Source organism: Comamonas flocculans (genome assembly GCF_007954405.1).
Taxonomy (GTDB): Bacteria; Pseudomonadota; Gammaproteobacteria; order Burkholderiales; family Burkholderiaceae_C; genus Comamonas_C; species Comamonas_C flocculans.
This window is the reverse complement of the sequence record NZ_CP042344.1, coordinates 694,709-719,484: the sequence shown is the minus strand read 5'-3', so window position 1 is coordinate 719,484 and position 24,776 is coordinate 694,709. Positions and strand designations below refer to the sequence as shown.

Below are 24,776 nucleotides of genomic sequence, written 5' to 3'. Positions count from 1 at the left end.
GCCCGTCAAGAGCCCGGCGCGCGCGCGTAGTGCAGTGGCACGATCATGCGGTTTGAATGAGTGTTTCAAAAGCGTTGGCGGTGATGGGCCTGCTGAAAAAGTATCCCTGCCAGGTATTGCATCCATGGCGCTCCAGGAAGTCGCATTGCGCCTTGGTCTCCACCCCCTCGGCGATCACGCGCAGCCCCAGGCTGGTGCCCAGCGCGATGATGGTGCGGGCGATTGCCGCGTCATTGGGGTCCACCAGCACGTCACGCACGAAGCTCTGGTCGATCTTGAGCTGATCCAGCGGCAGGCGCTTGAGATAGGACAGCGAAGAGTACCCGGTACCAAAATCGTCGAGCGAGAAATTGACCCCGCAAGACTTGAGTTGCGTCATCTTGTCGATGGTGCTCTCGATGTCGTGCAGCAGCATGCTTTCGGTCAGTTCGAGTTCCAGGCGCTTGGGGTTGATACCGGTCTGCGCGATCACGCCAAGCACGCCATCGACGAAATCGGCTTGTGCAAATTGGCGGGGGCTGATGTTGACGGCCAATGTGAGTTTGGCGAGCGCTGGATTGCGGGACCAGCGCACCAGGCATTCGCATGCGGTTCGCAGGATCCATGCCCCCAGCGGCAAAATGAGCGCGCTTTCTTCGGCCAACGGGATGAATTGGGCGGGTGAGACAAAGCCCTTGCTTGGATGATGCCAGCGCACCAGCGCCTCGGCGCCAATCACGCGGCCCGATTGCACCTGAGCCTGGTAGTAGAGCTCGAACTGCTCTTGCTCGATGGCCAGGCGCAGATCCCGCTCCATCGCCGCGCGTGCCTGCATGCGCTCTTGCAGCGCGCGGTTGTAAAAGCGCAGCGTGTTGCGTCCGGCGGCCTTGGCGTCATACATCGCCATGTCCACCTGTTGCAGCAAGTCATGTGCGCTGGCGTCGTCGCCGCCGAAGACGGCGGCGCCAATGCTTGCGCTGGTGTGGTAGGGCTCTGCGTCCAGCATGAAAGGTTCGGCCAGCGCAGCGAGCAGGCGCGCGCCCAACGCGCTGGCGGTTTCCTGCATCTGCGTGCGATCCGTGCAGAGGCTTTCCAGCACGAACACGAAAGCGTCATCGCCATGGCGCGCCACCATGCCGTGTCCTTGGACAAAGCCTTGCAGCCGCTGCGCCGTCTGGCGCAAAACCTCGTCACCCTGGCTGTGCCCGCGCGTTTCGTTCAGATTCTTGAAATGGTCCAGGTCGAGCATCAACAAGGCGCCGAAGTGCCCGCTGGCACGGCAACGTCGCAGAATGTCTTGCAGTTGCACATGCAAAAACTCGCGATTGGCCACGCCCGTCAGGCGGTCGTAACTGGCCAGATAACTGATCTCGTTTTCCGCTGTCTTGCGATCCGTCAGGTCGTCCAGCAAGATCATTTCCATCTTGTCCATGATGACGCCCGAAATCTCGACCGTGCGCCACTGTCCGTCGGCACGGCGTATCACGTATTCATGCGCCTGGATGAAGCCGTTGCCGGCCAGAGCCTCATCGTGCAGCTTGCGCCAGCGGTTTTGCACCTGCAAGCGCGCTGCCGGATCAGGGTAGGCGTTCAGGAACCATGAGCCTGAATCATGCACGATCTCTTCGGTATAGCCCGTGATGTGCAGGAATGCGTCGTTGCGGTATTCGATGCGGTCGTCGATGCCGGAAAGCAGGATGCCGGTGGGCAAGTGGTTGAGCATGGCAAGCTGACGCTCTGCGCCCCGCTGCAATTCTTCCTTCATTTGCCGCTGCTCGGTGATGTCCTGGATCACGCCGATGTTCTGGCTCGGAGCCTTGCCTGCCTCGTGAATGGCCGAGGCCGTCAGGTCGATCCAGATCTCCTGGCCATCCTTGCGCCTGAGGCGCTTTTCAATGCGATACGAGGGTATTTCACCTCGCTGAAGCTGCCGCATCAAGGTCATGTTGGCCAGTTGATCCTCGGGGTTGGAGACATCGCCGACGCCCATTTGCAGCAGTTCGTCCTTGGTGTAGCCGGTGATTTCGCAGAACTTCTGGTTGACATTGAGGAAGCGCCCGCTGGCCAGATCGGCAATCGAGACGCCGACGGCGGCCTGGTGAAAGACCGCGCGCAACTTTTGCTCGCGGTCGTGCAGGGCGACTCGCGCGTTTTCGGCTTGGGCCAGGGCCTTCAACCTTTGGTTCATGAGCCGGCCCGCTGCCACCGTCAGCAAGAGCGAGACCAAGGCGCCAAAGGCGGCTATCCAATACGGCAATGCCAACTCTGCGGATGAGAGCATGGGCCCCCTGGCGGCGTACTCCAGTCGCCAACGCCGGTTGTGCACGTCCAGCACACGTGTTGCTGCCATCAGGGCGGGCCGATCATCTGGGGCGGCAGCGTTGCCGATTTCGCCCAGAGGCTGCGCCGTGGCAGGCTGGTCCGTGCCTTTCGGACCGATGTCTTGCAAGTGCAGAGCCACCCCGTTGAGCAGGCTCGCCGCCTGGATGGCCTCCAGCATTTCGCTGACGCGCACCGCGGCCGCGATGGCCCCCGTGAACGATGGCGGCTGGTCGGCCAAGGTGCGGGAGGCATCAAAAACCGGATAGCGAACCATGAAGGCTGACCGCTGGTGCTGTTCCTGCACGAGGTCAAACGGTGCGGAGATGGCGGGCTGGCGTGTGTTGCGGGCCACCAGCAGCGACGCCACGTTGGCAGGCTGAGATGCGATGTCCAGCCCCCATATGCCCTCATTGCGCGCAAACGGCCACAGGTATTCGATGATGTAGTGGTTGGGCCCGGGCAGCTCGGGATGGATGATGTCCGCCTCTTGCGCGCTGGACAGCACCTCACCCCGATCACGCGCCTGCTGTGCCAAGCGAAGCGCAAACGCAGGCAACTGGTCGTGCGTGACCCAGCGGGCGAAAGAGATGTTGCGAATTTCCGGATAACGCTGCAACAAATGACGCGCACTGATGATGTGCTCGAAGAGCGGGCCATCCAGTTGCGGCGAGGCGATGAACAGGTCGCGCATCCCTGCCACCAGCTCGGAATAGGAATTGACCCGCTGGGCGATGGCGTCCGTCGATGCCCGCACCTCTTGCCCGAAGCGTATTTGCGCCACCGCCTGATTGGACTGGTGCTGATGGACAACCGCTGCCGCTGTCAGGGCGAGACAGGCCAGCAACACGCCCGCAGCAACCAGCCAGTGGCTCGGTGGATGTTTGCTGAAATAGGTCATGGGCACGCTGTGCAAGCTGTGCAAGCTGATTCCGAGTGCCAGTGGGCTGGCGCAAGGATCACGCAGCTTGCGGCAGGGCAGGATGCCGAGTCATTTTGATGGGTTTGCCGGAGGGTTCCAGTGAGTGGAAACCCTGACCCCTGAGGCGAGAGAGTCAACGGGTGCCGTGGCTCTCGCCAGGGGCGTGGTGTGCTCTTGGTTTTGATGAAACCGTGTGGCCCGTGCCTTGGCTCAACGGGCGGTCTCTTTACTGCCGCGCCGTGCGCCCGCCGTGGGGCAGCGCCATGGGGTGGCTGGTGCGCAGCGGGTTGATGTCCAGGCCGCCGCGGCGGGTGTAGCGCGCAAGCACGGTGAGCTTGATCGGCCGGCAGCGCGCGCGGATGTCGCTGAAGATGCGCTCCACGCACTGCTCGTGAAAGCCCTGGTGGTCGCGAAAGCTCACCAGGTAGCGCAGCAGCCCGGCCTGGTCGATCTGCGGGCCGCTGTAGCGGATCTGCACGCTGGCCCAGTCGGGCTGGCCGGTGACCGGGCAGTTGCTCTTGAGCAGGTGGCTCACCAGGACTTCCTCCACCGGCGCCTCGTCCAGGGCGGCGCCCAGCAGCTCGGGCGCGGGCTGGTAGTGCGTGCATTCCACCTGCAGGCGGTCCAGCAGCAGGCCGTCGAGTTCCTGGATGCGTTCGGCCGCGAACTGTTCGGGCAGCAGCAGTTGCACGCCCAGGGTGGCGGGGTGCTCGGCGCCGCGCCAGGCGGCGGCGCTCAGGTCGGCGCGCAGGCGCTCGCGCACGGCCTCGGGGCTGGCAAAGGGCGTGGCGTTGAAGCTGTTCAGGTAGAGCTTGAGCGACTTGCTCTCGATCAGGTTGGGCGTCTCGCAGGGGATGGTCAGGCGCGCCAGGGCCACCTGGGGCTTGCCGCGCGGGTCCAGCCAGGACAGCTCGTAGGCGGTCCACAGGTCGGCGCCGAAGAAGGCCGGGGCCGCGTCCAGGCCCGCGGCCCGGCGCCCTTCGGCGCGGGCGATGGGGTAGAGCAGCGCGGGGTCGTAGTCGCGCGGGTAGGCGCTGGGCGCGCCCAGGGGAGAGTGTTGGACGGAATTCATCTCTTGAATTGGTAGCTGACAGCGCTTTCCAGGCAAGCGTTTGAGCCGCTTTTGGCTTGAAACCTGGCGGTGCGCGGCCCGGCCCTCAGCGGAACTCGCGCTCGCGCAGCCACTTGGTGGCGATCCATTTTTCGCCCGCGATGACGGGGGTGCCGCCGTGCAGGCTGCGCGTGCTCGGGTGCGGCCGCTCGTAGCTGAAGAAGACGGCGTTGCCGCGGCAGGGCGCCACTTCCAGGTGCACGTCGGGGAAGATGGTGGCGCCGCCCTTGGCGGGGTCGTTCAGGTAGATCACCAGGGTGCCCACGCGCTGGCCGCCGCGCGCCAGGATGGCGGCGGTGCCGGGCTGCTGCGGGTCGAAGTAGTCGTAGTGCGGTTTGTATTCGGCGCCCGGCTGGTAGTTGAGCACCTGCAGGCCTTCGCCGTTTCGTACCGGCCAGTTCAGCAGGCGCGCGATGCGCTCCTCGATGGCGCTGATGACGGGCGTTTCGCCGCGCTCGAAGAACATGCCGTCGCTGGTGCGTTCCTGGTTCACTTCGCCGTCGCCGGTGTCCAGGCGCACGGTGAGCGAGCGCTTCAGGCGCGGGCGCGCGGCGGCGATCAGCGCGTCGCACTCCTCGGGCGAGAGCAGGCCGCCGAACAGCACCACGCGCGGCGAGGCCAGGGTCATGAGGACCTGCACCTGGCGGTCGCCCAGGTCGATGTACAGCGGCGCATCGTCCAGCGCCGGCTCGGGCACGGGCACCGCGGGCGGCCAGCCCTGGGTGCGCGCGGCGTCGTCGACGTGGCTGCGCAGCACCTGTTCGATGGCGTCGACGGCCACGTCCTCGCTCCAGCCGACCTTGCGCATTGCGCCGATCAGCGCGGGTGCGCTCACGCCGGCGCCGGCCTGCGCGATGATCCAGGCGCGCAGCTCGTCGGTGATGCTTTGGCTTGCGCTCATTGCGCCTCCCTGCGGCGAAACACCAGGCGCTCGGCGCTCGAGGCGGCGGGCGCGAAGGCGTAGCCGGCGCTGTCGAAGCCCTGCAGCTGCTCTGGCCGGCTGGCGCGCTGCTGAACCGCCCAGCGCGCCATCAGGCCGCGTGCGCGCTTGGCGTGAAAGCTGATGATCTTGTAGCTGCCATTCTTGTAGTCCTCGAAGGCGCAGTGCAGCACGCGCGCCTTGAGCGCGGCGGTATCGACCGCCTTGAAGTACTCCTGCGAGGCCAGGTTCACCACCACCGGGCTGCGCGCTCCGCCCAGCTGGGCGTTCAGGGTTTCGCTGATGCGCGCGCCCCAGAACTGGTAGAGGTTGGCGCCGCGCGCATTGGCCAGGCGCGTGCCCATCTCCAGCCGGTAGGGCTGCATCCAGTCCAGCGGACGCAGCACGCCGTACAGGCCGCTGAGTATGGCCAGGTGCGCCTGCGCCCATTGCAGCTGGCGCGCGCTCAGGCTGGCGGCCTGCAGGCCGTCGTAGACGTCGCCGTTGAAGGCCAGCGCCGCCGGGCGGGCGTTGGCCGGCGTGGCGCGTTCACTGAACGCCGCGTAGCGCGCGACATTGAGTGCGGCCAGCTTGTCGCTGATGGACATCAGCGCCGCGATCTGCTGCGGCGACTTTTCACGCAGCAGCGCGATCAGCGCGTGGGTGTGCGCCAGCAGGCGCGGCTCGGTGGGGGTGGGCAGCCCCTGGGGCAATGGGCTGTCGTAGTCCAGGGATTTTGCGGGGGAGAGCAGAAACAGCATGGCGCAAACAAGGCAAGGGTGGCTGCGATTGTCCCGCAGCCGGCGAGGGCGCAAAAAAAAGGGCCTGCCACGCGAAGCGGCAGGCCCGGAAGTTGGTGATCAAAAATGCTGCAAACCCTTGTCTGTAAAGCGCATGCAGCTATCAATACCGATGTGTCCTGGCTCAGGCCTGGCTGTCGAAGGGCAGCTGCACCTGGCGCAGGTCGCGGCGGGTTTCCACCAGCACCAGCGGGCCTTCGTCCAGCACCGGCGGCGCGGGCCGCTCGCGCGGCACGTGCACCGGCCTGGGCTCGGCGGCGATCGCGGCCTGCACCGCGGCGACCTTGTCGGCATCGGACTGCACCCACACCAGGCCGCTGGCGGCGGCGCTTTCCTGCAGGCTTTGCAGCGGCAGCGTGTAGGGCTGCTGCGGCGCGGGCGCGGGGGCGCTGGCGGCAGATGCTTGCGCCGGCGCGGGCGCGGCCACGGCAGCCGCCGCTGGTGCGGGCTCGGCGGCCACGGTGACGTCGATGTGCTCCTGCGACGCCGCCGGGGTGAGCGCGCTGCCGGGCGAGGTGACGTCGATCAGCGTGTGCGGGCCCTCGTCTTCGCCGGCCGGCGCGTGCGCAGCTTCATCCACCGAGGCGGGCTGCCCGGCCGCGGCGAAGTAGCTGCGCCGGGCGGGCGCGGCGGCTTCTTCGGGCTCGAGCATCACCGTCGGCTCGAAGTCCGCTGGCGGCTCGCTGTCGGGCGCCTGGGCGCTGGTGTCTTCGGCGGATTCCGCACCGCGGCTGCCGCGGCGGCGGTCACGTCCGTAGCGGTCGCGCGAGCGGCGCGAGCGGCGCTCGCCATTGCCCGGCGCCTGCTCTTCGGTGTGCTCCACCGCGCCGAGCTGGATCACCGCCTCCTCGCTTGGAGTGCTGGCCAGGGTATCGGTGCTGGCGGCCGGCGTGGCCGGTGCTGGTGTTGCTGGCGCGGCTTGCTCCGTGGCATCGCGTTCGCGCGGCTCGCGGCGGCGGCCGCGTTCGCGGCTGGGGCGCTCGGCGCTGCGTTCGCCCGCCTCGGCTTCGGGCGCGCGGCCGTTGTGGCGCGGCTCGCCCGCCTCGCGGCGGGGCTCGCGTGCTTCACGCGGCTCGCGCGGGGGGCGCGGCTGGCGCGGGCGCTCCTGGCCGTTGGCTTCCGCGCGTTCGCCGCGGTCGCCGCGCTGGCCGCCACGGCGCCCGCCACGGCGCTGGCCGCTGCGCTCTTCGCGCGCGGCGCCGGCCTCGGCGGATGCTGCCGGGGCGGTGGGCGTCGCCACGGGCTGGGCCGGCGGCGTGGCCATGCCGAACAGCCCCTTGAGCCAGGACAGGAAGCCTTGCTCCTGCACCTGCACGCGCGGCTGGACCACGGGCGGCTGGACCGGCGCGGGCGCCGGCGCCACGGCGGCCGGCCGCGGCTGGGCGAGCGGCGCGGGCGCATCGGGCAGCACGCCCTTGATCACCGGTGTCTGGCGGTTGGTCGGCTCCTGCGAGCGGCGGGTGATCTGCGTCGGCTCTTCCTGCGCGTCGGCCATCTTGTAGCTGGCGTCCAGGTTGTCCAGGCGCGGGTCGTCGTGCTTGAGGCGCTCGAGCTTGTAGTGCGGCGTCTCCAGCCCCTTGTTCGGAATCAGCACGACGGAGATGCGCTGGCGCAGCTCGATCTTGGCGATCTCGGCGCGCTTTTCATTGAGCAGGAAGCTCGCTACCTCCACCGGTACCTGGCAGTGCACGGCGGCGGTGCTGTCCTTCATGGATTCTTCCTGGATCATGCGCAGCATCTGCAGCGCAAAACCCTCGGTGTCGCGCACGTGGCCGGTGCCGTCGCACAGCGGGCAGCGGATGTGCGCACCTTCGGAGAGCGCGGGCTTCAGGCGCTGGCGGCTCATCTCCATCAGGCCGAACTTGCTGATGGCGCCGAACTGCACGCGCGCGCGGTCCTGGCGCAGCGCGTCGCGCAGGCGGCTTTCCACCTCACGGCGGTTCTTCGCTTCCTCCATGTCGATGAAGTCGATCACGATCAGCCCGCCCAGGTCGCGCAGGCGCATCTGGCGCGCCACCTCGTCGGCCGCTTCCAGATTGGTGCGCGTGGCGGTTTCCTCGATGTCGCTGCCCTTGATGGCGCGCGCCGAGTTCACGTCGATGGAGACCAGCGCCTCGGTGTGGTCGATGACGATGGAGCCGCCCGAGGGCAGCTGCACCATGCGCGCGTAGGCCGACTCGATCTGGTGCTCGATCTGAAAGCGCGAGAACAGCGGCGCGTCGTCGCGGTAGCGCTTGACGCGTGCGGCATGCTCGGGCATCACGTGCGCCATGAACTGCTGCGCCTGCTCGTAGATGTCGTCGGTGTCGATCAGGATGTCGCCGATGTCGGCGCTGAAGTAGTCGCGGATGGCGCGGATCACCAGGCTCGACTCCTGGTAGATCAGGAAGGCGCCCTTGCCGGCCTTGGCGGCGCCGTCGATGGCGTTCCACAGTTTCAGCAGGTAGTTCAGGTCCCACTGCAGCTCGGCGGCCGAGCGGCCTATGCCGGCGGTGCGCGCGATGATGCTCATGCCCTTGGGGTATTCGAGCTGGTCCATCGCCTCTTTCAGCTCGGCGCGGTCTTCGCCCTCGATGCGCCGGCTCACGCCGCCGCCGCGCGGGTTGTTCGGCATCAAGACCACGTAGCGCCCGGCCAGGCTGATGAAGGTGGTCAGCGCCGCGCCCTTGTTGCCGCGCTCTTCCTTCTCGACCTGGACGATGAGCTCCTGGCCTTCCTTGATCACGTCCTGGATCTTGGCCTGGCTGGGCGAGACGCCCTCGGCAAAGTACTGGCGCGAAACCTCCTTGAACGGCAGAAAGCCGTGGCGGTCCTCGCCGTAGTCGACGAAGCAGGCCTCCAGCGAAGGCTCCACGCGCGTGACGACGGCCTTGTAGATGTTGCTCTTGCGCTGCTCGCGCCCCTCGATCTCGATCTCGTAGTCCAGCAGTTTCTGGCCGTCCACGATGGCCAGGCGCCGCTCCTCGGGCTGCGTGGCGTTGATGAGCATCCGTTTCATGATGCGTGTCCTTTGTTCCAAGCTGCGGCCTGTACGCGGCAAGGCGCCGCGCCAGAACCTGAAGCCCCGCGCAAACGGGGCCGCGAATGCCCGGGCTGAAACAGGAAACCGGCAGCAGGAAGAAAGCCGCACGCACCCGGCGCGTGCCGCGCAAGCTGAAAGACTCAGCTGCGCGGGCGCAGGGGTGGGGCGTGGATGAAGGCGAAATGCAGGAAGGGCGGCTTCGCTATGGGTTTGGAAGCTGCTTGCGCCCGCCAGATGGGCGCCTCAGGCGTATTTGATGCACAAAATGCGGGCTCGCGCCCGCACCAGTGCGACCAGATCCACGCCAGAACTACCCACATGATTTCGCTTTGTCCGCTGGTGCCGGGTTCCCGCGAGGGAGAGGCCGCCAGCCTTGAATTCCGTATGCTGTGTTTCGATGCGTCAGCCGCCCGGGCGGTGCGTGCTTGCAAAAGGCACTCGCTTCCCGGTGGCATCAACCAACCTGCGCGACCGGTCGGGTTGGTGGCCACTAAACTTCAGCCACTTCAATCACTTACACACTCTTCGCTCAGGTGACCGCAATTATAGGGGGCAAACCCCAGGGCGCCCCGGCGGCGCGCCAGCTGGTGGTGGACGCCGAGTCGGCCGGCCAGCGGCTGGACAACTTCCTGCTGCGCCAGCTCAAGGGCGTGCCCAAGACGCACGTCTACCGCATCATCCGCAGCGGCGAGGTGCGCCTGAACAAGGGCCGCAGCAGCGCCGACGCGCGCCTGGCCGAAGGCGACCTGGTGCGCCTGCCGCCATTGCGCCTGGCCCGGCAGGCACCGGCCCCGGTGGCGCCCGCGCGCGAATTCCCCATCCTGCTGGAAGACGACTGGCTCATCGCGCTGAACAAACCCGCGGGCGTGGCGGTGCACGGCGGCAGCGGCGTGAGCTTCGGCGTGATCGAGCAACTGCGCCGCGCGCGCCCCGAGGCGAAATTCCTCGAACTCGTGCACCGGCTCGACCGCGACACCTCGGGCATCCTGCTCGTGGCCCGGCGCCGCTCGGCGCTCACCGCGCTGCAGCAGCAGTTCCGCGAGCGCGTGACGGGCAAGACCTACCTGGCCCTGGCCGTCGGCACCTGGCCGGCGCGGCTCAAGGTGATCGACGAGCCGCTCTTCAAGTACCTGCAGGAGGGCGGCGAGCGGCGCGTGCGCACCACCACGGCGCAGGACCCTGACGGCATGCGCGCCGTCACGCTGGTCAAGCGCCGCAGCGTGCTCGCCGCGCGCCACGAACAGGGCCTGCCCGCGATGAGCCTGCTGGAGGTCACGATCAAGACCGGGCGCACGCACCAGATCCGCGTGCACCTGGCGAGCCAGGGCCACCCGATCGCGGGCGATGAAAAATACGGCGATTTCGACCTCAACAAACGCCTGCGCAAGCTCGGCCTTGCGCGCATGTTCCTGCATGCCTGGCGGCTGCAGTTCGATCATCCCGCCAGCGGCGAGCGCATCGAGCTGCAGGCCGAGCTGCCGCCCGAACTCGCCACCTTCATCACACCCGAGCACCCATGACTTCTTCCATCTCGCGCCGCTTCGATCTGATCGCCTTCGACTGGGACGGCACGCTGTTCGATTCCACCCAGCTCATCGTGCGCTGCATCCAGGAGGCCGTGCGCGACGTCGGCGGCACCGTGCCCAGCCCCGATGCCGCCGCCTGGGTCATCGGCATGGCCCTGCCGCAGGCGCTCGCGCGCGCGGCGCCGGACGTGCCGCCCAGCAAATACCCCGAACTCGCCAACCGCTACCGCGTGCACTACGTGCAGCACCAGGACGACCTGAGCCTGTTCGATGGCGTGCTGCCCATGCTCGACCACCTGCGGCACAGCGGCCATCTGCTGGCCGTGGCCACCGGCAAGAGCCGCCGGGGGCTGGATCAGGCACTGGCCACGGCGCAGCTGCGCGGTGTATTCGACGCCTCGCGAACCGCCGACGAGACGGCGGGCAAGCCCGATCCGCTGATGCTCAGCGAACTCATGGCCGAGCTCGACGTGCCGCCCGAGCGCGTGCTCATGGTCGGCGACACCACGCACGACCTGGAGATGGCGCGCAACGCCGGCTGCCCGAGCGTGGCCGTGGCCTATGGCGCGCACGCGAGCGACGGTTTCGCCGCGCTCGCGCCGCTCTTCGTCGCCCCCACCGTCGCGCGGCTCGACGCCTGGCTGGCGGAGCACGCGTGATGGCGCCCGCCGAGCCGCGACCGGAGCGCATCTACCTGTGCGACAGCGGCGCGCTCGGCGATGGCGGCACCGGCGTGGCCTTCGACGTCGTCTACCGCGGCGAGCGGCTGCGCGCCTTCGCGGTACGCTGGCGCGGGCAGGTGCATGCCTACCTGAACCGCTGCAGCCACGTGCGCAGCGAGCTGGACTACCGCGAAGGCCATTTCTTCGATGCCGATGGGCTGCTTCTGGTCTGCGCCACGCACGGCGCGGTGTTCGAGCCGGACACCGGCTGCTGCGTCGGCGGGCCGGGGCGCGGGCCGCTGGTGAAGGTGCGGCTGAGCGAATGCGAGGGCAGGGTGTACTGGCATACTGCGCCGCTGCTGCAACCGCCCGCGCCCTGACCGATGACCGACCCGAACCGCCCCGATGCTGAAGATTTGGGGTCAAATCTGCCTGAAACGCCCGACCTGTGGGCGCAAAAAGCTACCAAAGAAGGAGCAAATCGCACCCCGACGCAGCGCCAGGACCGCTGGGAGCGCGAGGTGCTGGAAAAGCTCGTGCTCGCCACCGTGCGCGAGCAGCGGGCCGCGCGGCGCTGGCGCATCTTCTGGCGCCTGCTGTGGCTGGGCATCGTCGGCGCCCTCATCTGGAACTTCAGCGCGCGCGAGATCGGCGGCGGTGTTCGCAGCTCGCCGCACACCGCCGTCGTGGACATCAAGGGCGAGATCGCGGCCCAGGCGCCGAGCAGCGCCGAGTCGGTCATCACCTCGCTGCGCAACGCCTTCGAAGACCCGGGCTCCAAGGCGGTGGTGCTGCTGTTCAATTCGCCCGGCGGCAGCCCGGTGCAGGCCGGCATGATCAACGACGAAATCCTGCGCCTGAAGGCCAAACACGACAAGCGGGTGTACGCGGTGGTGGAGGAAACCTGCGCCTCAGCCGCCTACTACATCGCCGCGGCCGCCGACGACATCTATGTGGACAAGGCCAGCATCGTGGGCTCGATCGGCGTGCTCATGGACGGCTTCGGCTTTACCGGCACCATGGACAAGCTCGGCGTCGAGCGGCGCCTGCTCACCGCCGGCGACAACAAGGGCTTTCTCGACCCCTTCAGCCCCATGTCGCCCGAGCAGCGCGCCTATGCGCTCCAGATGCTCGAACAGATCCGCCAGCAGTTCATCGCGGTGGTTCAAAAAGGCCGGGGCGACCGCCTGAAGGTCACGCCCGACACCTTCAGCGGCCTGTTCTGGACGGGTGAGCAGGCGGTGCGCATGGGCTTGGCCGACCAGCTGGGCAGCCTGGACTACGTCGCGCGCGAGGTGGTCAAGGCCGAGGACATCGTCGACTACACCCAGCGCGCCAACGTCGTCGATCGCCTGGCGCGGCGCTTTGGCGCGGCGGTGGGCGCGGGGATCGTGCAGGCCATGAAGGGCGTGCTGCCCGCCTTGCGTTGAGCCTCAAGTCCTTCACAAATTGAGCAGGGCCAGCACGCCCTGCGGAATCTGGTTGGCTTGCGCCACCATGGCCGTGCCCGCCTGCTGCAGGATTTGCGCGCGCGCGAGGTCGGCGGTTTCCTTGGCGAAGTCCGCATCCTGGATGCGCGAGCGCGCGGCGGACTGGTTTTCGGTGCTGATGCTGAGGTTGGCGACCGCCGTCTCGAAACGCGACTGCAGTGCGCCGAGCCTGGAGCGCGCGCCGCTGACGTGGGCCAGGGCGGCGTCGGCGGTCTTGATGGCGTCGTTGGCGCCTTCCACGGTGGAGATGTCCAGTTCCGAGACGGGGTGCAGTGTCGAGACTTCGTCATCGAACGCACGGGTGTCCAGCGTGTCGATGGAGAAGGATTGGTGCGAGTCCAGCACCACCTGGCCGCTGACCACGGCGTTCTCGGCCACCACATCGGCGAACAGCACGCCAGCCGGGTTGAACGGCATGCCCGTGGCGGACTTGCTCACCGCCACGTCGCCTGCGTTCTGGAAACTGGTGTCGCTGAGCATGATGTCGTTGCCCGTCGGGTGGCGCAGCAGCACCGACTTGCCGTCGGCGTCGTAGGTGGCGTAAACGCCGGTCTTGCTGCTGATGGCGTTGAAGGCGTCGATCGCGGCGGACAGGCCGCTGGGCGAGTCGATGTCGAGCAACTGAAACCCCACGGTCTGCGGCGTGCCGTTGTCCGAGCGCAATTGCAGGATGTAGGCGCCTGGCGTGTCGAACTGCAGTCGCGCCGTGGTGTCGGCCGTGGCCGTCACGCCGGTGGTTTCGGTGCGGGTGTTGATGCGCGCGGCAATCTGCGCCGCCGTGTCGCTGGCGTGAATGCGGATCGTAGCGTTTTCCTGCGTGCCCTGGATGGTGAAGCTGCCATCCAGCACACCGTTGTTGCCCCAGGTGACGTTGGTGGCTGGCGTGCCGTTGATGGAAAAGCGCTCGGTGCTAGCCATGTCGATTTCGCCGCCGATGGTGGCGAGCTTGCCCGTGTCCCCCGGGTTGCCGCCCAATTGAATCGCTGGCCCCGTGGGCGTGCCCGCATGATTGGCCTTGCGCACCGAGAACGGTGACAGCGGCGAGGTCCAGAAGGTGGAGCCGCGCAGCAGGATGTCGTCGCCGCTGGCAGACGTCAGCAGAATGCCCTGACCGTCAGCCGTGGGCGCGGCCGACACGCCCGATTGGGTGCTTTGCGCATTGATGCTGGCGATGGCCTGCGCCAGTCCGTCGGCGGGTGGCGTGCCAAGGATGAAGGAAATCGCGGGGGGGGGGGTAACACTGTTGGCGAAAACTTGTAATTCGTAGTTACCCGAGGTTGGGAATGTCAACAGTGCGCGCGTGATGGGCGTGGCCGTGAATTCCGGTGGGGTCAGGCCCGAGGCCGTCTGCATCTTGGCCGCCACCATGGCGGCGGTGTCGTGGGCGGCCACGGTGGCCGTGCCGCCCACGGGATTGCCATCCTTGTCCTGAAGCTGCAGCGAGCCGGGGGATGTGCCATTGCCGCTCCAGCCCGCCACCGCTCCGGGGCCGGGCGAGAGGTCACGGTTCCAACTGCGCACCACGTCCGAATTGCCCGCGATCTGGTTGTTGCCGTAGACCTGCGTGCGCAGGTTGACCATCGCCGCCACGATGGTCTGGTGGGCATTTGCCCCCACCTGGAACTGCTGGCTGCCGAAGGTGCCGTCGAGCAGCCGCTGGCCGTTGAATTCGCTGGTCAGGGCGGTACGGTCCAGTTCCGTCGTGAGTTGCGCCACCTCGGCCTGCAGCGCGGCGCGGTCGGCCGCGCTGTTGCTGGCGTTGGCCGACTGCACCGCCAGTTCGCGGATGCGCTGCAGCACGCTGGCGGAGCTCGCCAACGCGCCTTCGGCCACCTGCGCCAGCGAGATGCCGTCGTTGGCATTGCGCATCGCCTGGTTGGTGCCTCGGATCTGGCTCGTGAAACGCTCGGAAATGGCCAGGCCTGCCGCATCGTCCTTGGCGCGGTTGATGCGCAGCCCCGAGGACAGGCGCGCGATGGTCGTCTGGAAGGCTTGCTGCGTCACGCCCAGGTTGCGCTGGGCGGTGAGCGACGCGATGTTGGTGTTGATGGTGGAAGCCAAGGCAATCCCTCCTGACGGTTGTCGGGAGATGGTCGCCACTTTCGCGCCGATCTATAGCCGGATAAGGGAGCGCTTCCGAGCGTAATTTCCGGTTTTGGTGTTTGGCATTCAAAAACGGCGTCTGCCTTTTTTGGAAAATCGCAGGCAGCTATCTTGTTGATAGTCCCATCTGCCATATGGCAGGCGGGCCGGGGTTAGCGCGCCTCGTCGCTCTGGCCGTGGCGCCCCGCGCCCCGGCTGAAGCGCGCCGCGCCCGCCGCGCCTTCGGCGGCCACCATGGGCACGCCCATGCGGCCTTCGCGGCGCAGCGCCTCGGCCAGCGGCAGGTCCCACTGCGCGTAGGCGCTGGCGCGATCGGCCCGCATGCACTGCTGGGGAAAGGCCGCGATCTCGCGTGCCAGCGCCTCGGCGGCGGCCAGCGTCTGCCCCGTGGGCACGACGCGGTTGATGAGGCCCATGGCCAGCGCCTCGGCGGCACCGACGGCGCGGCCGGTCAGGATCAGGTCCAGCGCCCGCCCCATGCCGACGAGGCGCGGCAGCCGCACCGTGCCGCCGTCGATCAGCGGCACGCCCCAGCGGCGGCAGAACACGCCCAGTTGCGCATCCTCGGCCGCGACGCGCAGGTCGGCGAGCAGCGCCAGTTCCAGCCCGCCCGCCACCGCGTAGCCTTCGATGGCTGCGATGAGGGGCTTGGCCAGCGGCATGCGCGTCGGACCCATGGGCGCGCGCGGGCCGCCCTCGGGGTCCAGTTCGTTGCGCAACTCCGGGTCGGCCACGGCGGTGAGGTCCGCGCCCGCGCAGAAGTGGCCGCCCGCGCCATGCAGCACGGCCACGCGCAGCGCCGCGTCGGCCTCGAAGCGTTCAAAGGCCAGGCGCAGCGCGTCGGCCATGGGGCGGTGCACGGCGTTGCGCCGCTCGGGCCGGTTCATGGTGATGAGCGCGACCGGCCCGCGCGTTTCAAAGTTCACATCGCTCATATCAGGCTCCGATCGCAAACACGGTGGGCCGTCTCGGCGGCGTGAACGCGGGCATCTGCCGCCAGGCCTGCACCGCCTTGCACTGCACCTGGCTGCCCGCCAGCGTCAGACCGCTGGCCAGCGCCAGGCGCGTGTCCGGCTGCAGGGACTGCAGCAGCGCGGTGAACAGGGCGGCATTGCGGTAGGGCGTCTCGATGAACAGCTGGGTCTGCCCGTGCTTGAGCGCCAGGGTTTGCAGTTGCCGGATGCGCTGGGCGCGCTCGCCCGCGTCCTGCGGCAGGTAGCCGACAAAGGCGAAATTCTGGCCGTTCAGGCCGCTGGCCGCCAGCGCCAGCAGGAGCGATATCGGCCCGACCAGCGGCACCACGGGCGCGCCCAGCGCGTGGGCGGCGCGCACCACGGAGCTGCCGGGGTCGGCCACCGCGGGCATGCCCGCCTCGCTCACCAGGCCGATGTCGTGGCCCAGGCCCAGCGGCGCCACCAGCGTGCGCGCGTCGAAGCCGCCCGTGTGGTCCCCCTTCTTGTGCACGGCGTGCGGCAGTTCGGTGATGCTTTGCATCTGCAGCGGGCAGGCCAGCGGCAGGTGCTCGCTCAGGCGCTTGAGGTAGGCGCGGCAGCTCTTGGCGTTTTCGCAGACCCAGTGGCTGAGCGCGGCGGCGCGCGCCATCGTCGCCTGGGGCAGCACCTCGGTCAGCGGCGCCTGCGGCGTGCAGCCGAAGTCCAGCGGCGCGGGCACCAGGTAGAGCGTGCCGGGCAGGGCAGGCGCCGTCATGGCAGGCGCAGCCCGGCGGCGCGCAGCAGGCGGGCGACGCGAATCAGCGGCAGGCCGACGAGGGCCGTGGGGTCGTCGCTGTCGATGGCCTCCAGCAGCGCAATGCCCAGGCCCTCGCTCTTGGCGCTGCCGGCGCAGTCGTAGGGGGTTTCGGCGCGCAGGTAGCGCTCGATCTCGTCGGCCTGCAATGCGCGAAAGCGCACGCGCACGCTGGCCAGATCGGTCTGCAGCAGGCCGCGGGCCTGGCAGGCGAGGGCGGCGGCGGTGTGAAACACCACGGTCTGCCCGCTCATGCGCTGCAGCTGCCGCACCGCGCGCTCGTGCGTGCCGGGTTTGCCCAGGGGTTCGCCGGCCAGGTCGGCCACCTGGTCGGAGCCGATCACCAGCGCCTGCGGCTGGCGCGCGGCCACGGCCTGGGCCTTGGCGCGGGCCAGCCGCAGCGCCAGCGCCGCCGGGGCTTCACCCACGCCGGGGGTTTCATCCACTTCGGGGGCCGCGACGGTGAAGTCCAGGCGCAGCCGCTGCAGCAGTTCGCGCCGGTAGCGCGAGGTCGAGGCCAGGACGAGCGCGGGTGCGGGGCGGGCAGTTTGCGTCATCGGGCGATTCTCTTACACTGCCCGCATGACCAAGGCGTTCTCTGCAGATCGGCTGGACGTGAAGGCCTTCGCGCAGGCCGCAGGGCAGCTTTCGGGCCGTGAAACCCTGCTGCGCTACAAGCGTCTGGCGCAGGTCGCGCACAAGCTGCACCCCGACCTGCGCGTGGACTGGACGGCACGCGGCGAGCTGCGCGAGCGCGCCGGCCTGGCGCCCGGCGTCTGGTTGCAGCTGCAGGCCGCGGCCGAGCTGCCCCTGGTGTGTCAGCGCTGCCTGGGCAGCGTGGACGTGCCGCTGCAGGTGCAGCGCTGGTTTCGTTTCGTCGCCGACGAGGCGAGCGCCCAGGCGCAGGACAACGACAGCGAAGAGGATCTGCTGGTGCTTTCGCGCGAATTCAACCTGCACGAGCTGATCGAGGACGAGTTGCTGCTCGACCTGCCCCTGGTGCCGCGCCACGAGGAGTGTCCGGTCGAGATCAAGATGTCGGTCGGCGAAGACGAGCTGCAGGAGAGCGCCCCGCCCCCGGCGGTGAACCCGTTTGCCGCACTGGCGAATTTCAAGGTACGCGGCCCGGCCAAGTGAGTCTGGACGCGGGTGGCATTTCATTTATAATTTCCGGTTTCGCGTGAGCCTGCTGGGTCTGTGGCTGGGCTGGGCGCGCCGCTTCAGTTACCTCCAAGACATCAGGATCGCACCATGGCTGTTCAGCAAAACAAGAAGTCGCCCTCCAAGCGGGGCATGCACCGCTCGCACAACGCGCTCAAGACCCCGGGCACCGCGCTCGAACCCACCACGGGTGAAGTGCATCTGCGCCACCACATCAGTCCCAACGGCTATTACCGCGGCCGCCAGGTGATCAAGGCCAAGGCCGAAGACGGGGAGCTCTGATCGCCAGCCGCGGCCCAGCGCAGCTGCCGGGGCCCGCTGCTACCTTCGGGTAGCGCGGGCCTTTGTCGTTTTTGGCGCGCCGCGCGGCAAGTGACACAATCGCCGCCATTCCAGACACGAACACATGATGATTACGCTGGCAGTCGATTGCATGGGCGGCGACCACGGACCGCAAGTGACCCTCGCGGCCTGCCGCCGCTTCCTGGAGGCGCATGAGGACGCGCAGTTGCTGCTGGTCGGTCAGCTCCCGCAGGTGCAGGCACTCAGCCATGCGCGCGCCCACGCCGTGGCCGCGAGCGAGGTGGTGGCGATGGACGATTCCGTGGAGGTGGCGCTGCGCCGCAAGAAGGATTCGTCGATGCGCGTGGCGATCGAGCAGGTCAAGCACGGCGCCGCCCACGCGGCCGTGTCCGCGGGCAATACCGGCGCGCTGATGGCGACCGCGCGCTATGTGCTCAAGACGCTGGAGGGCATAGACCGCCCGGCCATTGCCACGCAAATCCCCAACGCGCGGGGCGGCGCGACGACGGTGCTGGATCTGGGCGCCAACGTCGACTGCAGCGCCGAAAACCTGCTGCAGTTCGCCATCATGGGCTCGGCGCTGGTGGCGGTGCTCAAGGGCGAGCCGCGCCCCAGCGTGGGCCTGCTCAACGTCGGCGAGGAGGCGATCAAGGGCAGTGAACTCATCAAGCAGGCCGCCGAGCTGCTGCGCGCGGCCGGCGCGCGCGGCGACCTGAACTTCATCGGCAACGTCGAGGGCAACGACATCTTTCGCGGCGCGGCCGACATCGTGGTCTGCGATGGCTTCGTCGGCAACGTGGCGCTCAAGACCATAGAGGGCCTGGCCTCGATGATCGGCGGCTTCATGAAAGAAGAATTCTCGCGCAACATTTTCACCAAATTTGCCGCCATCGTCGCCTATCCGGTCTTATCTGCGCTCAAAAAGCGTATGGACCACCGCCGTTACAACGGCGCGGCCCTGCTTGGCCTGCGCGGGCTGGTGTTCAAGAGCCACGGCTCGGCCGATGCGCTGGCCTTCGAGCAGGCGCTGGTGCGCGCGTATGATGCGGCGCGCAATGACCTTCTGGCGCAAGTGCGCGCCCAGGTCGCCCGCGCGGCGCCTTTGCTGGCTGCCGCAGAAACGGCCCTTGAGACCACCGCCTCGCCAGGACTTTGATGAGACGCTATTCCCGCATCGTCGGCACGGGCAGCCATCTGCCGCCGCGCCGAGTCAGCAACGACGAGTTGGCCGCGCAACTGGCGCGTCAGGGCGTGGAGACCTCCGACGCATGGATCGTCGAACGCACCGGCATCCACGCCCGGCACTTTGCCGACGCCGACGTGAACAGCAGCGACCTGGCAGAGCACGCGGCGCGCAAGGCGCTGGATGCCGCCGGCCTCGGCCCGTCCGACGTCGACCTGATCATCGTCGCCACGTCCACGCCGGACATGGTGTTTCCGTCCACTGCCTGCATCCTGCAGCACAAGCTGGGCATCGCCGGCTGCCCGGCCTTCGACGTGCAGGCGGTGTGCACCGGCTTCGTCTACGCGTTGGCCGTGGCCGACGCCATGGTGCAGGCGGGTGCGGCGCGCTGCGCGCTGGTGGTGGGCGCCGAGGTCTTCAGCCGCATTCTCGATTTTTCCGACCGCACCACCTGCGTGCTGTTCGGCGACGGCGCGGGTGCGGTGGTGCTGCAGGCCGGCGACACGCCCGGCATTCTGGCCAGCGACCTGCATGCCGACGGTCAGCACGTGGACCTGCTGTGCGTGCCCGGCCATGTCTCGGGCGGAGCGGTGCTGGGCGAGCCGCTGCTCAAGATGGACGGGCAGGCGGTGTTCAAGCTGGCGGTGAGCGTGCTCGAAAAGACCGCCCACGCCACGCTGGAAAAGGCCGGCGTCTCCGAGTCCGAAGTGGACTGGCTGGTGCCGCACCAGGCCAACATCCGCATCATGCAAAGCGCCGCGCGCCGCCTGCACCTGCCGATGGAGAAAGTGGTGGTCACCGTCGGCGAGCATGGCAATACGTCGGCCGCCTCGATCCCGCTGGCGCTGGACCATGCGGTGCGCAGTGGCCAGGTCCAGCCGGGCCACAAGGTCCTGATCGAAGGCGTGGGTGGCGGCTTCACCTGGGGTTCCTTGCTTGTAAAAATGTAGCATCTAGCGCTTGCCCAGCAAGCGTTGGAGCCGGTTTTGTTGCTTATTCTGCTATGGCTGTCACATTTGCTTTTGTCTTTCCCGGCCAGGGTTCGCAGTCGGTGGGCATGCTCGATGCCTGGGGCGGACACCCGGTGGTCGCGCAGACGCTGGCCGAGGCGTCCGAGGCGCTGCACGAAGACATCGGCGCCCTGATCCATGAGGGGCCGAAGGAGCGGCTGGCGCTCACCACCAATACCCAGCCGGTGATGCTGGTGGCCGGCGTCGCCGCCTGGCGCGTGTGGTGCGCCGAAGGCGGCGCCCTGCCCGTGGCGCTGGCGGGGCATTCGCTGGGCGAATACAGCGCTCTGGTGGCGGCCGGCGTGCTCAGCCTGGCCCAGGCGGCACCCTTGGTGCGGCTGCGCGCCCAGGCCATGCAGGATGCGGTGCCGGTTGGAGCGGGCGCGATGGCGGCGATCCTCGGCCTGCCGGCCGAGCAGGTGGTGGCTGGCTGCCGCCAGGCCAGCGAAGCTTTCGCCCCCGGTTCGGCCGAGGTGGTGGAGGCGGTGAATTTCAACGACCCGGGCCAGACGGTGATTGCCGGCACCAGCGAGGGCGTGGCCCGCGGCTGCGAAGTGCTCAAGGCCATGGGCGCCAAGCGCGCGCTGGCGCTGCCGGTGTCGGCGCCGTTTCACTCCAGCCTGATGAAGCCGGCAGCAGAAAAGCTGCGCCAGGCGCTTGCCGAGCTGAACCTGGCGCCGCCCCAGATTGCCGTGGTCAACAACGTGGATGTGGCAGTGCAGCAAGAGCCAGAGGCGATACGCGACGCACTCTACCGGCAGGCCTTCGGCCCGGTGCGCTGGGTGCAGTGCGTGCAGGCCCTGCGCGCGCGCGGTGCCAGCCACGTCATCGAATGCGGGCCGGGCAAGGCGCTGACCGGCATGGTCAAGCGCATCGACCCCGCATTGGTGGCCGCCTGCCTGCACGACCCCGCGTCGCTGGCCGAAGTCAAGGAGTTGCTTGCATGAACACCCCCGCATCTGCGCGCATCGCGCTCGTTACCGGCGCCACGCGCGGCATAGGCGCGGCCGTGGCCGCGGAGCTGGCCCGCCGTGGCCTGCTGGTGGTGGGCACGGCCACCTCGAACGAGGGCGCTGCGCGCATCGGCCAGGCGCTGGCGCCGCATGGCGGCCAGGGCGTGGTGCTGGACGTGACCGACGGCGCAGCCGTCGAGGCCGCGGTGGATGCCGTCGTCAAGGCGCATGGCGCCTTGCACGTACTGGTCAACAACGCCGGAATCACGCGCGACCAGCTGGCCATGCGCATGAAGGACGAGGACTGGGACGCGGTGATCGACACCAACCTCAAGGCGGTGTTTCGCGTCAGCCGCGCCGCCATCCGCCCGATGATGAAGCAGCGCCATGGCCGTATCGTCAGCATCACCAGCGTGGTCGGCGCCTCGGGCAATCCGGGCCAGGCCAACTACGCGGCCGCCAAGGCCGGCGTGGCCGGCATGACGCGCGCGCTGGCGCGCGAGCTGGCCAGCCGCGGCATCACGGTCAACTGCGTGGCGCCGGGCTTCATCGCCACCGACATGACCGCAGGCCTGCCCGAGGAGCAGCACAAGGCGCTGCTCACCCAGATCCCGCTGGGGCGCCTGGGCAGCCCGCAGGACATCGCGCACGCCGTGGCCTATCTGGCCAGCCCCGAGGCCGGCTACGTCACCGGGCAGGAACTGCACGTCAACGGCGGCATGTACATGTAGGACGGGGCGCCGGGCGCTGCCCCGGGGCCGGCTGCGGCCATATGCCGTGCGGCTAGAATCTCCGATTTGTTCACAACCCCAAGAGGGAACCCCCCATGAGCGATATCGAAGCACGTGTCAAGAAGATCATCGCCGAGCAGCTCGGCGTGGAAGAGTCCCAGGTCACCAATGAAAAGGCCTTCGTGGCCGATCTCGGTGCCGACTCGCTGGACACGGTCGAACTGGTGATGGCGCTGGAAGACGAATTCGGCATCGAGATCCCTGACGAGGATGCGGAAAAGATCACGACGGTGCAAAACGCCATCGACTACGCCAATACCCACCAGAAGGCTTAAACGCCCCCGCTGCCACCCTGCATCGGGCCGGGGTCGGGCAGTTCTCATTTTGGAAAGCTGAACGCATGAGCCGACGTCGCGTCGTCGTGACCGGCCTGGGTTGCGTCACCCCCGTGGGAAACACGGTGCGTGAAACCTGGGCCAACATCCTGGCTGGCCGCTCCGGCATCGGCCCCATCACGCGCTTTGACGCCTCCGCCTTTTCCTGCCGCATCGCCGGCGAGGTCAAGGGCTTCGACCTGGATGCCTACATGACATCCAAGGAGGCGCGCACCATGGACACCTTCATTCACTACGGCATCGCTGCGGCCGATGAGGCAGTGCGCGACGCCGGACTGCCCGTGGGCGAGGCGCTGAGCGAGGAACTCGCGGTGCGCATAGGCTGCATCGTCGGTTCGGGCATAGGCGGCCTGCCGCTGATCGAGAACACGCACGCCGAGCTGCAGGCGCGCGGGCCGCGGCGCATCACGCCGTTTTTCGTTCCCGCGTCCATCATCAACATGGTGGCCGGGCACGTATCCATGCGCTTTGGCTTCAAGGGACCCAATCTCTCGGTCGTGACGGCCTGCACCACCGGCCTGCATTGCATAGGGGAGGCGGCGCGCAAGATCGAATACGGCGACGCCGACGTGATCGTCGCTGGCGGCACCGAAGCGACGGTCTCGCCGCTGGGCGTGGGCGGCTTTGCCGCAATGCGCGCCCTGTCCACGCGCAACGACGACCCGGAAGGCGCATCGCGCCCGTGGGACAAGGACCGCGACGGCTTCGTGCTCGGCGAGGGCGCGGGCGTGCTGGTGCTCGAGGAGTACGAGCATGCGCGGGCGCGCGGTGCCCGCATCTATGCCGAGCTGTCGGGCTACGGCATGAGCGCCGACGCCGGCCACATGACCGCACCGAACATGGACGGGCCCCGGCGCGCCATGCTGGCAGCGCTGCACAACGCCGGCATCAACGCCGACGAAGTCGACTACCTCAATGCCCATGGCACCTCCACGCCGCTGGGCGACGTCAACGAGACCAACGCGATCAAGGCGGCGCTCGGCGATGCGGCGCGCAAGCTGGTGGTGAGCTCCACCAAGTCCATGACCGGGCATCTGCTGGGCGGCGCTGGCGGCATAGAGAGCGTGTTCACCGTGCTGAGCCTGCACGAACAGAAGGTGCCGCCCACGATCAATCTGCTCCACCAGGATCCCGAGTGCGACCTGGACTACTGTGCCAACACGGCGCGCGACATGCCGGTCAAGGTTGCGCTCAAGAACAACTTCGGTTTTGGTGGAACCAACGGCACGCTGGTATTTCGGCGTGTTTGAGCCCCTCGGCCCGGGGCGCTGCGCGGGCCTGAGTTGATGTCCGCACGCATTAGCCATCAGGCCCCGGCCGCCTCCTGCTCTCTCGCACCCGCTGCGTGGGCTGGCGCGCTTGCGCTCGCGCTTTGCACCGGCGCTCTTGCGCTGCTGCTTGCCTGGCGGCTGTCCCAGGCGCCGAACACGGCAGCGGCTGGGGTGGCGGTGCTGATCTGGCTCGCCGGCGCATTGCTTGCCTGGCGCTGGTGGCGGGACGGCGCAGCCGGCGCCCTGCAATGGGATGGGCAGCAATGGCTGCTGTGCGATGGCCGCGGCATTCTGCCCTGCAGCGCGCCCGAGGTGTGCCTGGATTTGCAGCACCTGATGCTGGTGCGCGTGAGGCCGCAGGGCAGGGCAGCGCAATGGCTGTGGCTGCAGCGCCGCGGTGCGATCCAGGGCTGGCCGGCGCTGCGCCGGGCCGTGTTTGCCGGTGGCGCACAGGCGGATCGGGCCGCAGGGTCGGCGCCGGCTGCGGCGCACGAGGGCCGCCCATGAGCGAGGACGACGCCCCGCAGACACCGATCAACAGCGACATGCAGCTGGTCGAGCGCACCGTGGCGGGCGACCAGCGCGCCTACGAGCTGCTGGTCATCAAGTACCAGCGCCGCATCGAGCGCCTGATCGGCCGCATGGTGCGCGACGTCGACCTGGTGCAGGACATTGCCCAGGAAACCTTCCTGCGCGCCTATCGGGCGCTGCATCAGTTCCGCGGGGATGCGCAGTTTTACACCTGGTTGTATCGCATAGCCGTCAATACCGCGAAGAAGACGCTGATGGATCTCAAGCGCGATCCGCTCATCACCGAAAGCGCACTGCGCAAGGCGGCCGACGAAGACGATGAAACTTCCGTGTTCGCCCGCGAACTAACGACCGGCGAAACACCGGAGACGGTGCTGGCGGCGCAGGAAGTGGCGCAGGCCGTGAATGCGGCCTTGGAGGCCCTGCCGGCCGAGTTGCGCCAGGCGGTGACGCTGCGTGAGATCGAAGGCTTGAGCTATGAAGAGATCGCGCAGGCCATGGCCTGCCCCATAGGCACCGTGCGCTCGCGGATCTTTCGCGCACGTGAAGCGATCTCGGCCAAGGTCAAGCCCCTGCTGGAGCAACGCACGGGCAAGCGCTGGTAGAGCTCAGGATGATGACAGTTGGAGACAGAATCGG

The 24,776-nt window shown here is 68.3% G+C and carries 23 protein-coding genes and 1 pseudogene; 14 read left to right on the top strand and 10 right to left on the bottom strand.

The features are described from left to right. Window positions 1-43: 43 nt before the first annotated feature. The 5 genes from FOZ74_RS03650 to FOZ74_RS03630 all read right to left on the bottom strand — a co-directional run bounded on the left by FOZ74_RS03650 (window position 44) and on the right by FOZ74_RS03630 (window position 9,048). Window positions 44-3,199, bottom strand: a complete 3,156-nt coding sequence (locus FOZ74_RS03650; RefSeq protein ID WP_146911796.1) for a bifunctional diguanylate cyclase/phosphodiesterase — start codon at window positions 3,197-3,199, stop codon at window positions 44-46. A 247-nt stretch (window positions 3,200-3,446) separates the two neighbouring features. Next, window positions 3,447-4,292 carry an NADPH-dependent 7-cyano-7-deazaguanine reductase QueF gene (queF, locus tag FOZ74_RS03645; protein ID WP_146911795.1) on the bottom strand — a complete coding sequence of 282 codons (846 nt, stop codon included), beginning with the start codon at window positions 4,290-4,292 and terminating at the stop codon, window positions 3,447-3,449. A gap of 85 nt (window positions 4,293-4,377) precedes the next feature. Further along, window positions 4,378-5,232 carry a 2OG-Fe(II) oxygenase gene (locus FOZ74_RS03640; protein ID WP_146911794.1) on the bottom strand — a complete coding sequence of 285 codons (855 nt, stop codon included), beginning with the start codon at window positions 5,230-5,232 and terminating at the stop codon, window positions 4,378-4,380. Continuing rightward, on the bottom strand, window positions 5,229-6,011 hold the full coding sequence (gene yaaA / locus FOZ74_RS03635) for a peroxide stress protein YaaA (protein WP_146911793.1): 783 nt from the start codon (window positions 6,009-6,011) through the stop codon (window positions 5,229-5,231). Before yaaA ends, FOZ74_RS03640 begins: the two co-directional genes overlap by 4 nt. Before the next feature lie 163 nt (window positions 6,012-6,174). Further along, window positions 6,175-9,048 carry an Rne/Rng family ribonuclease gene (locus FOZ74_RS03630; RefSeq protein WP_146911792.1) on the bottom strand — a complete coding sequence of 958 codons (2,874 nt, stop codon included), beginning with the start codon at window positions 9,046-9,048 and terminating at the stop codon, window positions 6,175-6,177. A 557-nt stretch (window positions 9,049-9,605) separates the two neighbouring features. Between FOZ74_RS03630 and FOZ74_RS03625 the strand changes: the two genes are divergently transcribed. The 4 genes from FOZ74_RS03625 to FOZ74_RS03610 are packed head-to-tail and all read left to right on the top strand — an operon-like array spanning window position 9,606 to window position 12,690. Then, window positions 9,606-10,592: an RluA family pseudouridine synthase gene (locus tag FOZ74_RS03625; protein ID WP_146911791.1), complete on the top strand. Its 987-nt coding sequence runs from the start codon at window positions 9,606-9,608 to the stop codon at window positions 10,590-10,592. Then, entirely contained in the window at window positions 10,589-11,257 is a 669-nt protein-coding gene (locus tag FOZ74_RS03620; protein WP_146911790.1) for an HAD family hydrolase, read from the top strand. Before FOZ74_RS03625 ends, FOZ74_RS03620 begins: the two co-directional genes overlap by 4 nt. Continuing rightward, the gene (locus FOZ74_RS03615) at window positions 11,257-11,640 is read left to right on the top strand and encodes a Rieske (2Fe-2S) protein (RefSeq protein ID WP_146911789.1); all 384 of its coding nucleotides are present in this window, start codon (window positions 11,257-11,259) and stop codon (window positions 11,638-11,640) included. Before FOZ74_RS03620 ends, FOZ74_RS03615 begins: the two co-directional genes overlap by 1 nt. A gap of 3 nt (window positions 11,641-11,643) precedes the next feature. Beyond that, a complete protein-coding gene (locus tag FOZ74_RS03610; RefSeq protein ID WP_146911788.1) occupies window positions 11,644-12,690 on the top strand; it encodes a S49 family peptidase in 1,047 nt (348 codons plus the stop codon). A gap of 12 nt (window positions 12,691-12,702) precedes the next feature. Here the strand turns inward: FOZ74_RS03610 and FOZ74_RS16535 are convergent, their stop codons facing one another. From FOZ74_RS16535 to FOZ74_RS03590, 5 genes and pseudogenes are all read right to left on the bottom strand, one after another. Further along, complete coding sequence (locus FOZ74_RS16535) at window positions 12,703-13,668, bottom strand: flagellin (protein ID WP_255437833.1); 966 nt, start codon at window positions 13,666-13,668, stop codon at window positions 12,703-12,705. Between the two features lie 624 nt (window positions 13,669-14,292). Further along, a pseudogene (locus tag FOZ74_RS16530) lies at window positions 14,293-14,811 on the bottom strand (flagellin N-terminal helical domain-containing protein); the annotation flags it as partial. A gap of 194 nt (window positions 14,812-15,005) precedes the next feature. After that, window positions 15,006-15,788 (bottom strand): crotonase/enoyl-CoA hydratase family protein, encoded by a 783-nt coding sequence (locus FOZ74_RS03600; RefSeq protein WP_146911786.1) that lies wholly within the window; start codon window positions 15,786-15,788, stop codon window positions 15,006-15,008. 1 nt (window position 15,789) lies between these two features. Beyond that, entirely contained in the window at window positions 15,790-16,560 is a 771-nt protein-coding gene (locus tag FOZ74_RS03595) for an SAM-dependent methyltransferase (protein ID WP_146911785.1), read from the bottom strand. Further along, window positions 16,557-17,156 (bottom strand): Maf family nucleotide pyrophosphatase, encoded by a 600-nt coding sequence (locus FOZ74_RS03590; protein ID WP_146911784.1) that lies wholly within the window; start codon window positions 17,154-17,156, stop codon window positions 16,557-16,559. Before FOZ74_RS03590 ends, FOZ74_RS03595 begins: the two co-directional genes overlap by 4 nt. Window positions 17,157-17,181: 25 nt before the next feature. Between FOZ74_RS03590 and FOZ74_RS03585 the strand changes: the two genes are divergently transcribed. The 10 genes from FOZ74_RS03585 (at window position 17,182) to rpoE (ending at window position 24,742) form a co-directional block, all read left to right on the top strand. Then, complete coding sequence (locus FOZ74_RS03585; RefSeq protein WP_146911783.1) at window positions 17,182-17,736, top strand: YceD family protein; 555 nt, start codon at window positions 17,182-17,184, stop codon at window positions 17,734-17,736. Window positions 17,737-17,850: 114 nt separating this feature from the next. Beyond that, complete coding sequence (gene rpmF, locus FOZ74_RS03580) at window positions 17,851-18,042, top strand: 50S ribosomal protein L32 (protein ID WP_146911782.1); 192 nt, start codon at window positions 17,851-17,853, stop codon at window positions 18,040-18,042. Window positions 18,043-18,169: 127 nt separating this feature from the next. Continuing rightward, entirely contained in the window at window positions 18,170-19,219 is a 1,050-nt protein-coding gene (gene plsX, locus FOZ74_RS03575; RefSeq protein ID WP_146911781.1) for a phosphate acyltransferase PlsX, read from the top strand. Continuing rightward, window positions 19,219-20,196 (top strand): beta-ketoacyl-ACP synthase III, encoded by a 978-nt coding sequence (locus tag FOZ74_RS03570; RefSeq protein WP_146911780.1) that lies wholly within the window; start codon window positions 19,219-19,221, stop codon window positions 20,194-20,196. Before plsX ends, FOZ74_RS03570 begins: the two co-directional genes overlap by 1 nt. 53 nt (window positions 20,197-20,249) lie before the next feature. Continuing rightward, window positions 20,250-21,203, top strand: a complete 954-nt coding sequence (gene fabD / locus FOZ74_RS03565) for an ACP S-malonyltransferase (protein WP_146911779.1) — start codon at window positions 20,250-20,252, stop codon at window positions 21,201-21,203. Further along, on the top strand, window positions 21,200-21,940 hold the full coding sequence (gene fabG, locus FOZ74_RS03560; RefSeq protein ID WP_146911778.1) for a 3-oxoacyl-ACP reductase FabG: 741 nt from the start codon (window positions 21,200-21,202) through the stop codon (window positions 21,938-21,940). Before fabD ends, fabG begins: the two co-directional genes overlap by 4 nt. 95 nt (window positions 21,941-22,035) lie before the next feature. After that, on the top strand, window positions 22,036-22,275 hold the full coding sequence (acpP, locus tag FOZ74_RS03555; RefSeq protein ID WP_003058049.1) for an acyl carrier protein: 240 nt from the start codon (window positions 22,036-22,038) through the stop codon (window positions 22,273-22,275). A gap of 65 nt (window positions 22,276-22,340) precedes the next feature. Continuing rightward, window positions 22,341-23,585 (top strand): beta-ketoacyl-ACP synthase II, encoded by a 1,245-nt coding sequence (fabF, locus tag FOZ74_RS03550; RefSeq protein WP_146911777.1) that lies wholly within the window; start codon window positions 22,341-22,343, stop codon window positions 23,583-23,585. Window positions 23,586-23,621: 36 nt separating this feature from the next. Beyond that, complete coding sequence (locus tag FOZ74_RS03545; RefSeq protein WP_146911776.1) at window positions 23,622-24,113, top strand: hypothetical protein; 492 nt, start codon at window positions 23,622-23,624, stop codon at window positions 24,111-24,113. Continuing rightward, window positions 24,110-24,742, top strand: coding sequence for an RNA polymerase sigma factor RpoE (rpoE, locus tag FOZ74_RS03540; RefSeq protein ID WP_146911775.1), 633 nt, complete (start codon window positions 24,110-24,112; stop codon window positions 24,740-24,742). Before FOZ74_RS03545 ends, rpoE begins: the two co-directional genes overlap by 4 nt. Window positions 24,743-24,776 lie beyond the last annotated feature (34 nt).

What these genes read in the sequence shown, in the direction of transcription:
- FOZ74_RS03650 (WP_146911796.1), bottom strand. Translation starts at nt 3,199, where the DNA reads ATGACCTATTTCAGCAAACATCCACCGAGCCACTGGCTGGTTGCTGCG.
- queF (WP_146911795.1), bottom strand. Translation starts at nt 4,292, where the DNA reads ATGAATTCCGTCCAACACTCTCCCCTGGGCGCGCCCAGCGCCTACCCG.
- FOZ74_RS03640 (WP_146911794.1), bottom strand. Translation starts at nt 5,232, where the DNA reads ATGAGCGCAAGCCAAAGCATCACCGACGAGCTGCGCGCCTGGATCATC.
- yaaA (WP_146911793.1), bottom strand. Translation starts at nt 6,011, where the DNA reads ATGCTGTTTCTGCTCTCCCCCGCAAAATCCCTGGACTACGACAGCCCA.
- FOZ74_RS03630 (WP_146911792.1), bottom strand. Translation starts at nt 9,048, where the DNA reads ATGAAACGGATGCTCATCAACGCCACGCAGCCCGAGGAGCGGCGCCTG.
- FOZ74_RS03620 (WP_146911790.1), top strand. Translation starts at nt 10,589, where the DNA reads ATGACTTCTTCCATCTCGCGCCGCTTCGATCTGATCGCCTTCGACTGG.
- FOZ74_RS03615 (WP_146911789.1), top strand. Translation starts at nt 11,257, where the DNA reads ATGGCGCCCGCCGAGCCGCGACCGGAGCGCATCTACCTGTGCGACAGC.
- FOZ74_RS03610 (WP_146911788.1), top strand. Translation starts at nt 11,644, where the DNA reads ATGACCGACCCGAACCGCCCCGATGCTGAAGATTTGGGGTCAAATCTG.
- FOZ74_RS16535 (WP_255437833.1), bottom strand. Translation starts at nt 13,668, where the DNA reads ATGGCTAGCACCGAGCGCTTTTCCATCAACGGCACGCCAGCCACCAAC.
- FOZ74_RS03600 (WP_146911786.1), bottom strand. Translation starts at nt 15,788, where the DNA reads ATGAGCGATGTGAACTTTGAAACGCGCGGGCCGGTCGCGCTCATCACC.
- FOZ74_RS03595 (WP_146911785.1), bottom strand. Translation starts at nt 16,560, where the DNA reads ATGACGGCGCCTGCCCTGCCCGGCACGCTCTACCTGGTGCCCGCGCCG.
- FOZ74_RS03590 (WP_146911784.1), bottom strand. Translation starts at nt 17,156, where the DNA reads ATGACGCAAACTGCCCGCCCCGCACCCGCGCTCGTCCTGGCCTCGACC.
- FOZ74_RS03585 (WP_146911783.1), top strand. Translation starts at nt 17,182, where the DNA reads ATGACCAAGGCGTTCTCTGCAGATCGGCTGGACGTGAAGGCCTTCGCG.
- rpmF (WP_146911782.1), top strand. Translation starts at nt 17,851, where the DNA reads ATGGCTGTTCAGCAAAACAAGAAGTCGCCCTCCAAGCGGGGCATGCAC.
- plsX (WP_146911781.1), top strand. Translation starts at nt 18,170, where the DNA reads ATGATTACGCTGGCAGTCGATTGCATGGGCGGCGACCACGGACCGCAA.
- FOZ74_RS03570 (WP_146911780.1), top strand. Translation starts at nt 19,219, where the DNA reads ATGAGACGCTATTCCCGCATCGTCGGCACGGGCAGCCATCTGCCGCCG.
- fabD (WP_146911779.1), top strand. Translation starts at nt 20,250, where the DNA reads ATGGCTGTCACATTTGCTTTTGTCTTTCCCGGCCAGGGTTCGCAGTCG.
- fabG (WP_146911778.1), top strand. Translation starts at nt 21,200, where the DNA reads ATGAACACCCCCGCATCTGCGCGCATCGCGCTCGTTACCGGCGCCACG.
- acpP (WP_003058049.1), top strand. Translation starts at nt 22,036, where the DNA reads ATGAGCGATATCGAAGCACGTGTCAAGAAGATCATCGCCGAGCAGCTC.
- fabF (WP_146911777.1), top strand. Translation starts at nt 22,341, where the DNA reads ATGAGCCGACGTCGCGTCGTCGTGACCGGCCTGGGTTGCGTCACCCCC.
- FOZ74_RS03545 (WP_146911776.1), top strand. Translation starts at nt 23,622, where the DNA reads ATGTCCGCACGCATTAGCCATCAGGCCCCGGCCGCCTCCTGCTCTCTC.
- rpoE (WP_146911775.1), top strand. Translation starts at nt 24,110, where the DNA reads ATGAGCGAGGACGACGCCCCGCAGACACCGATCAACAGCGACATGCAG.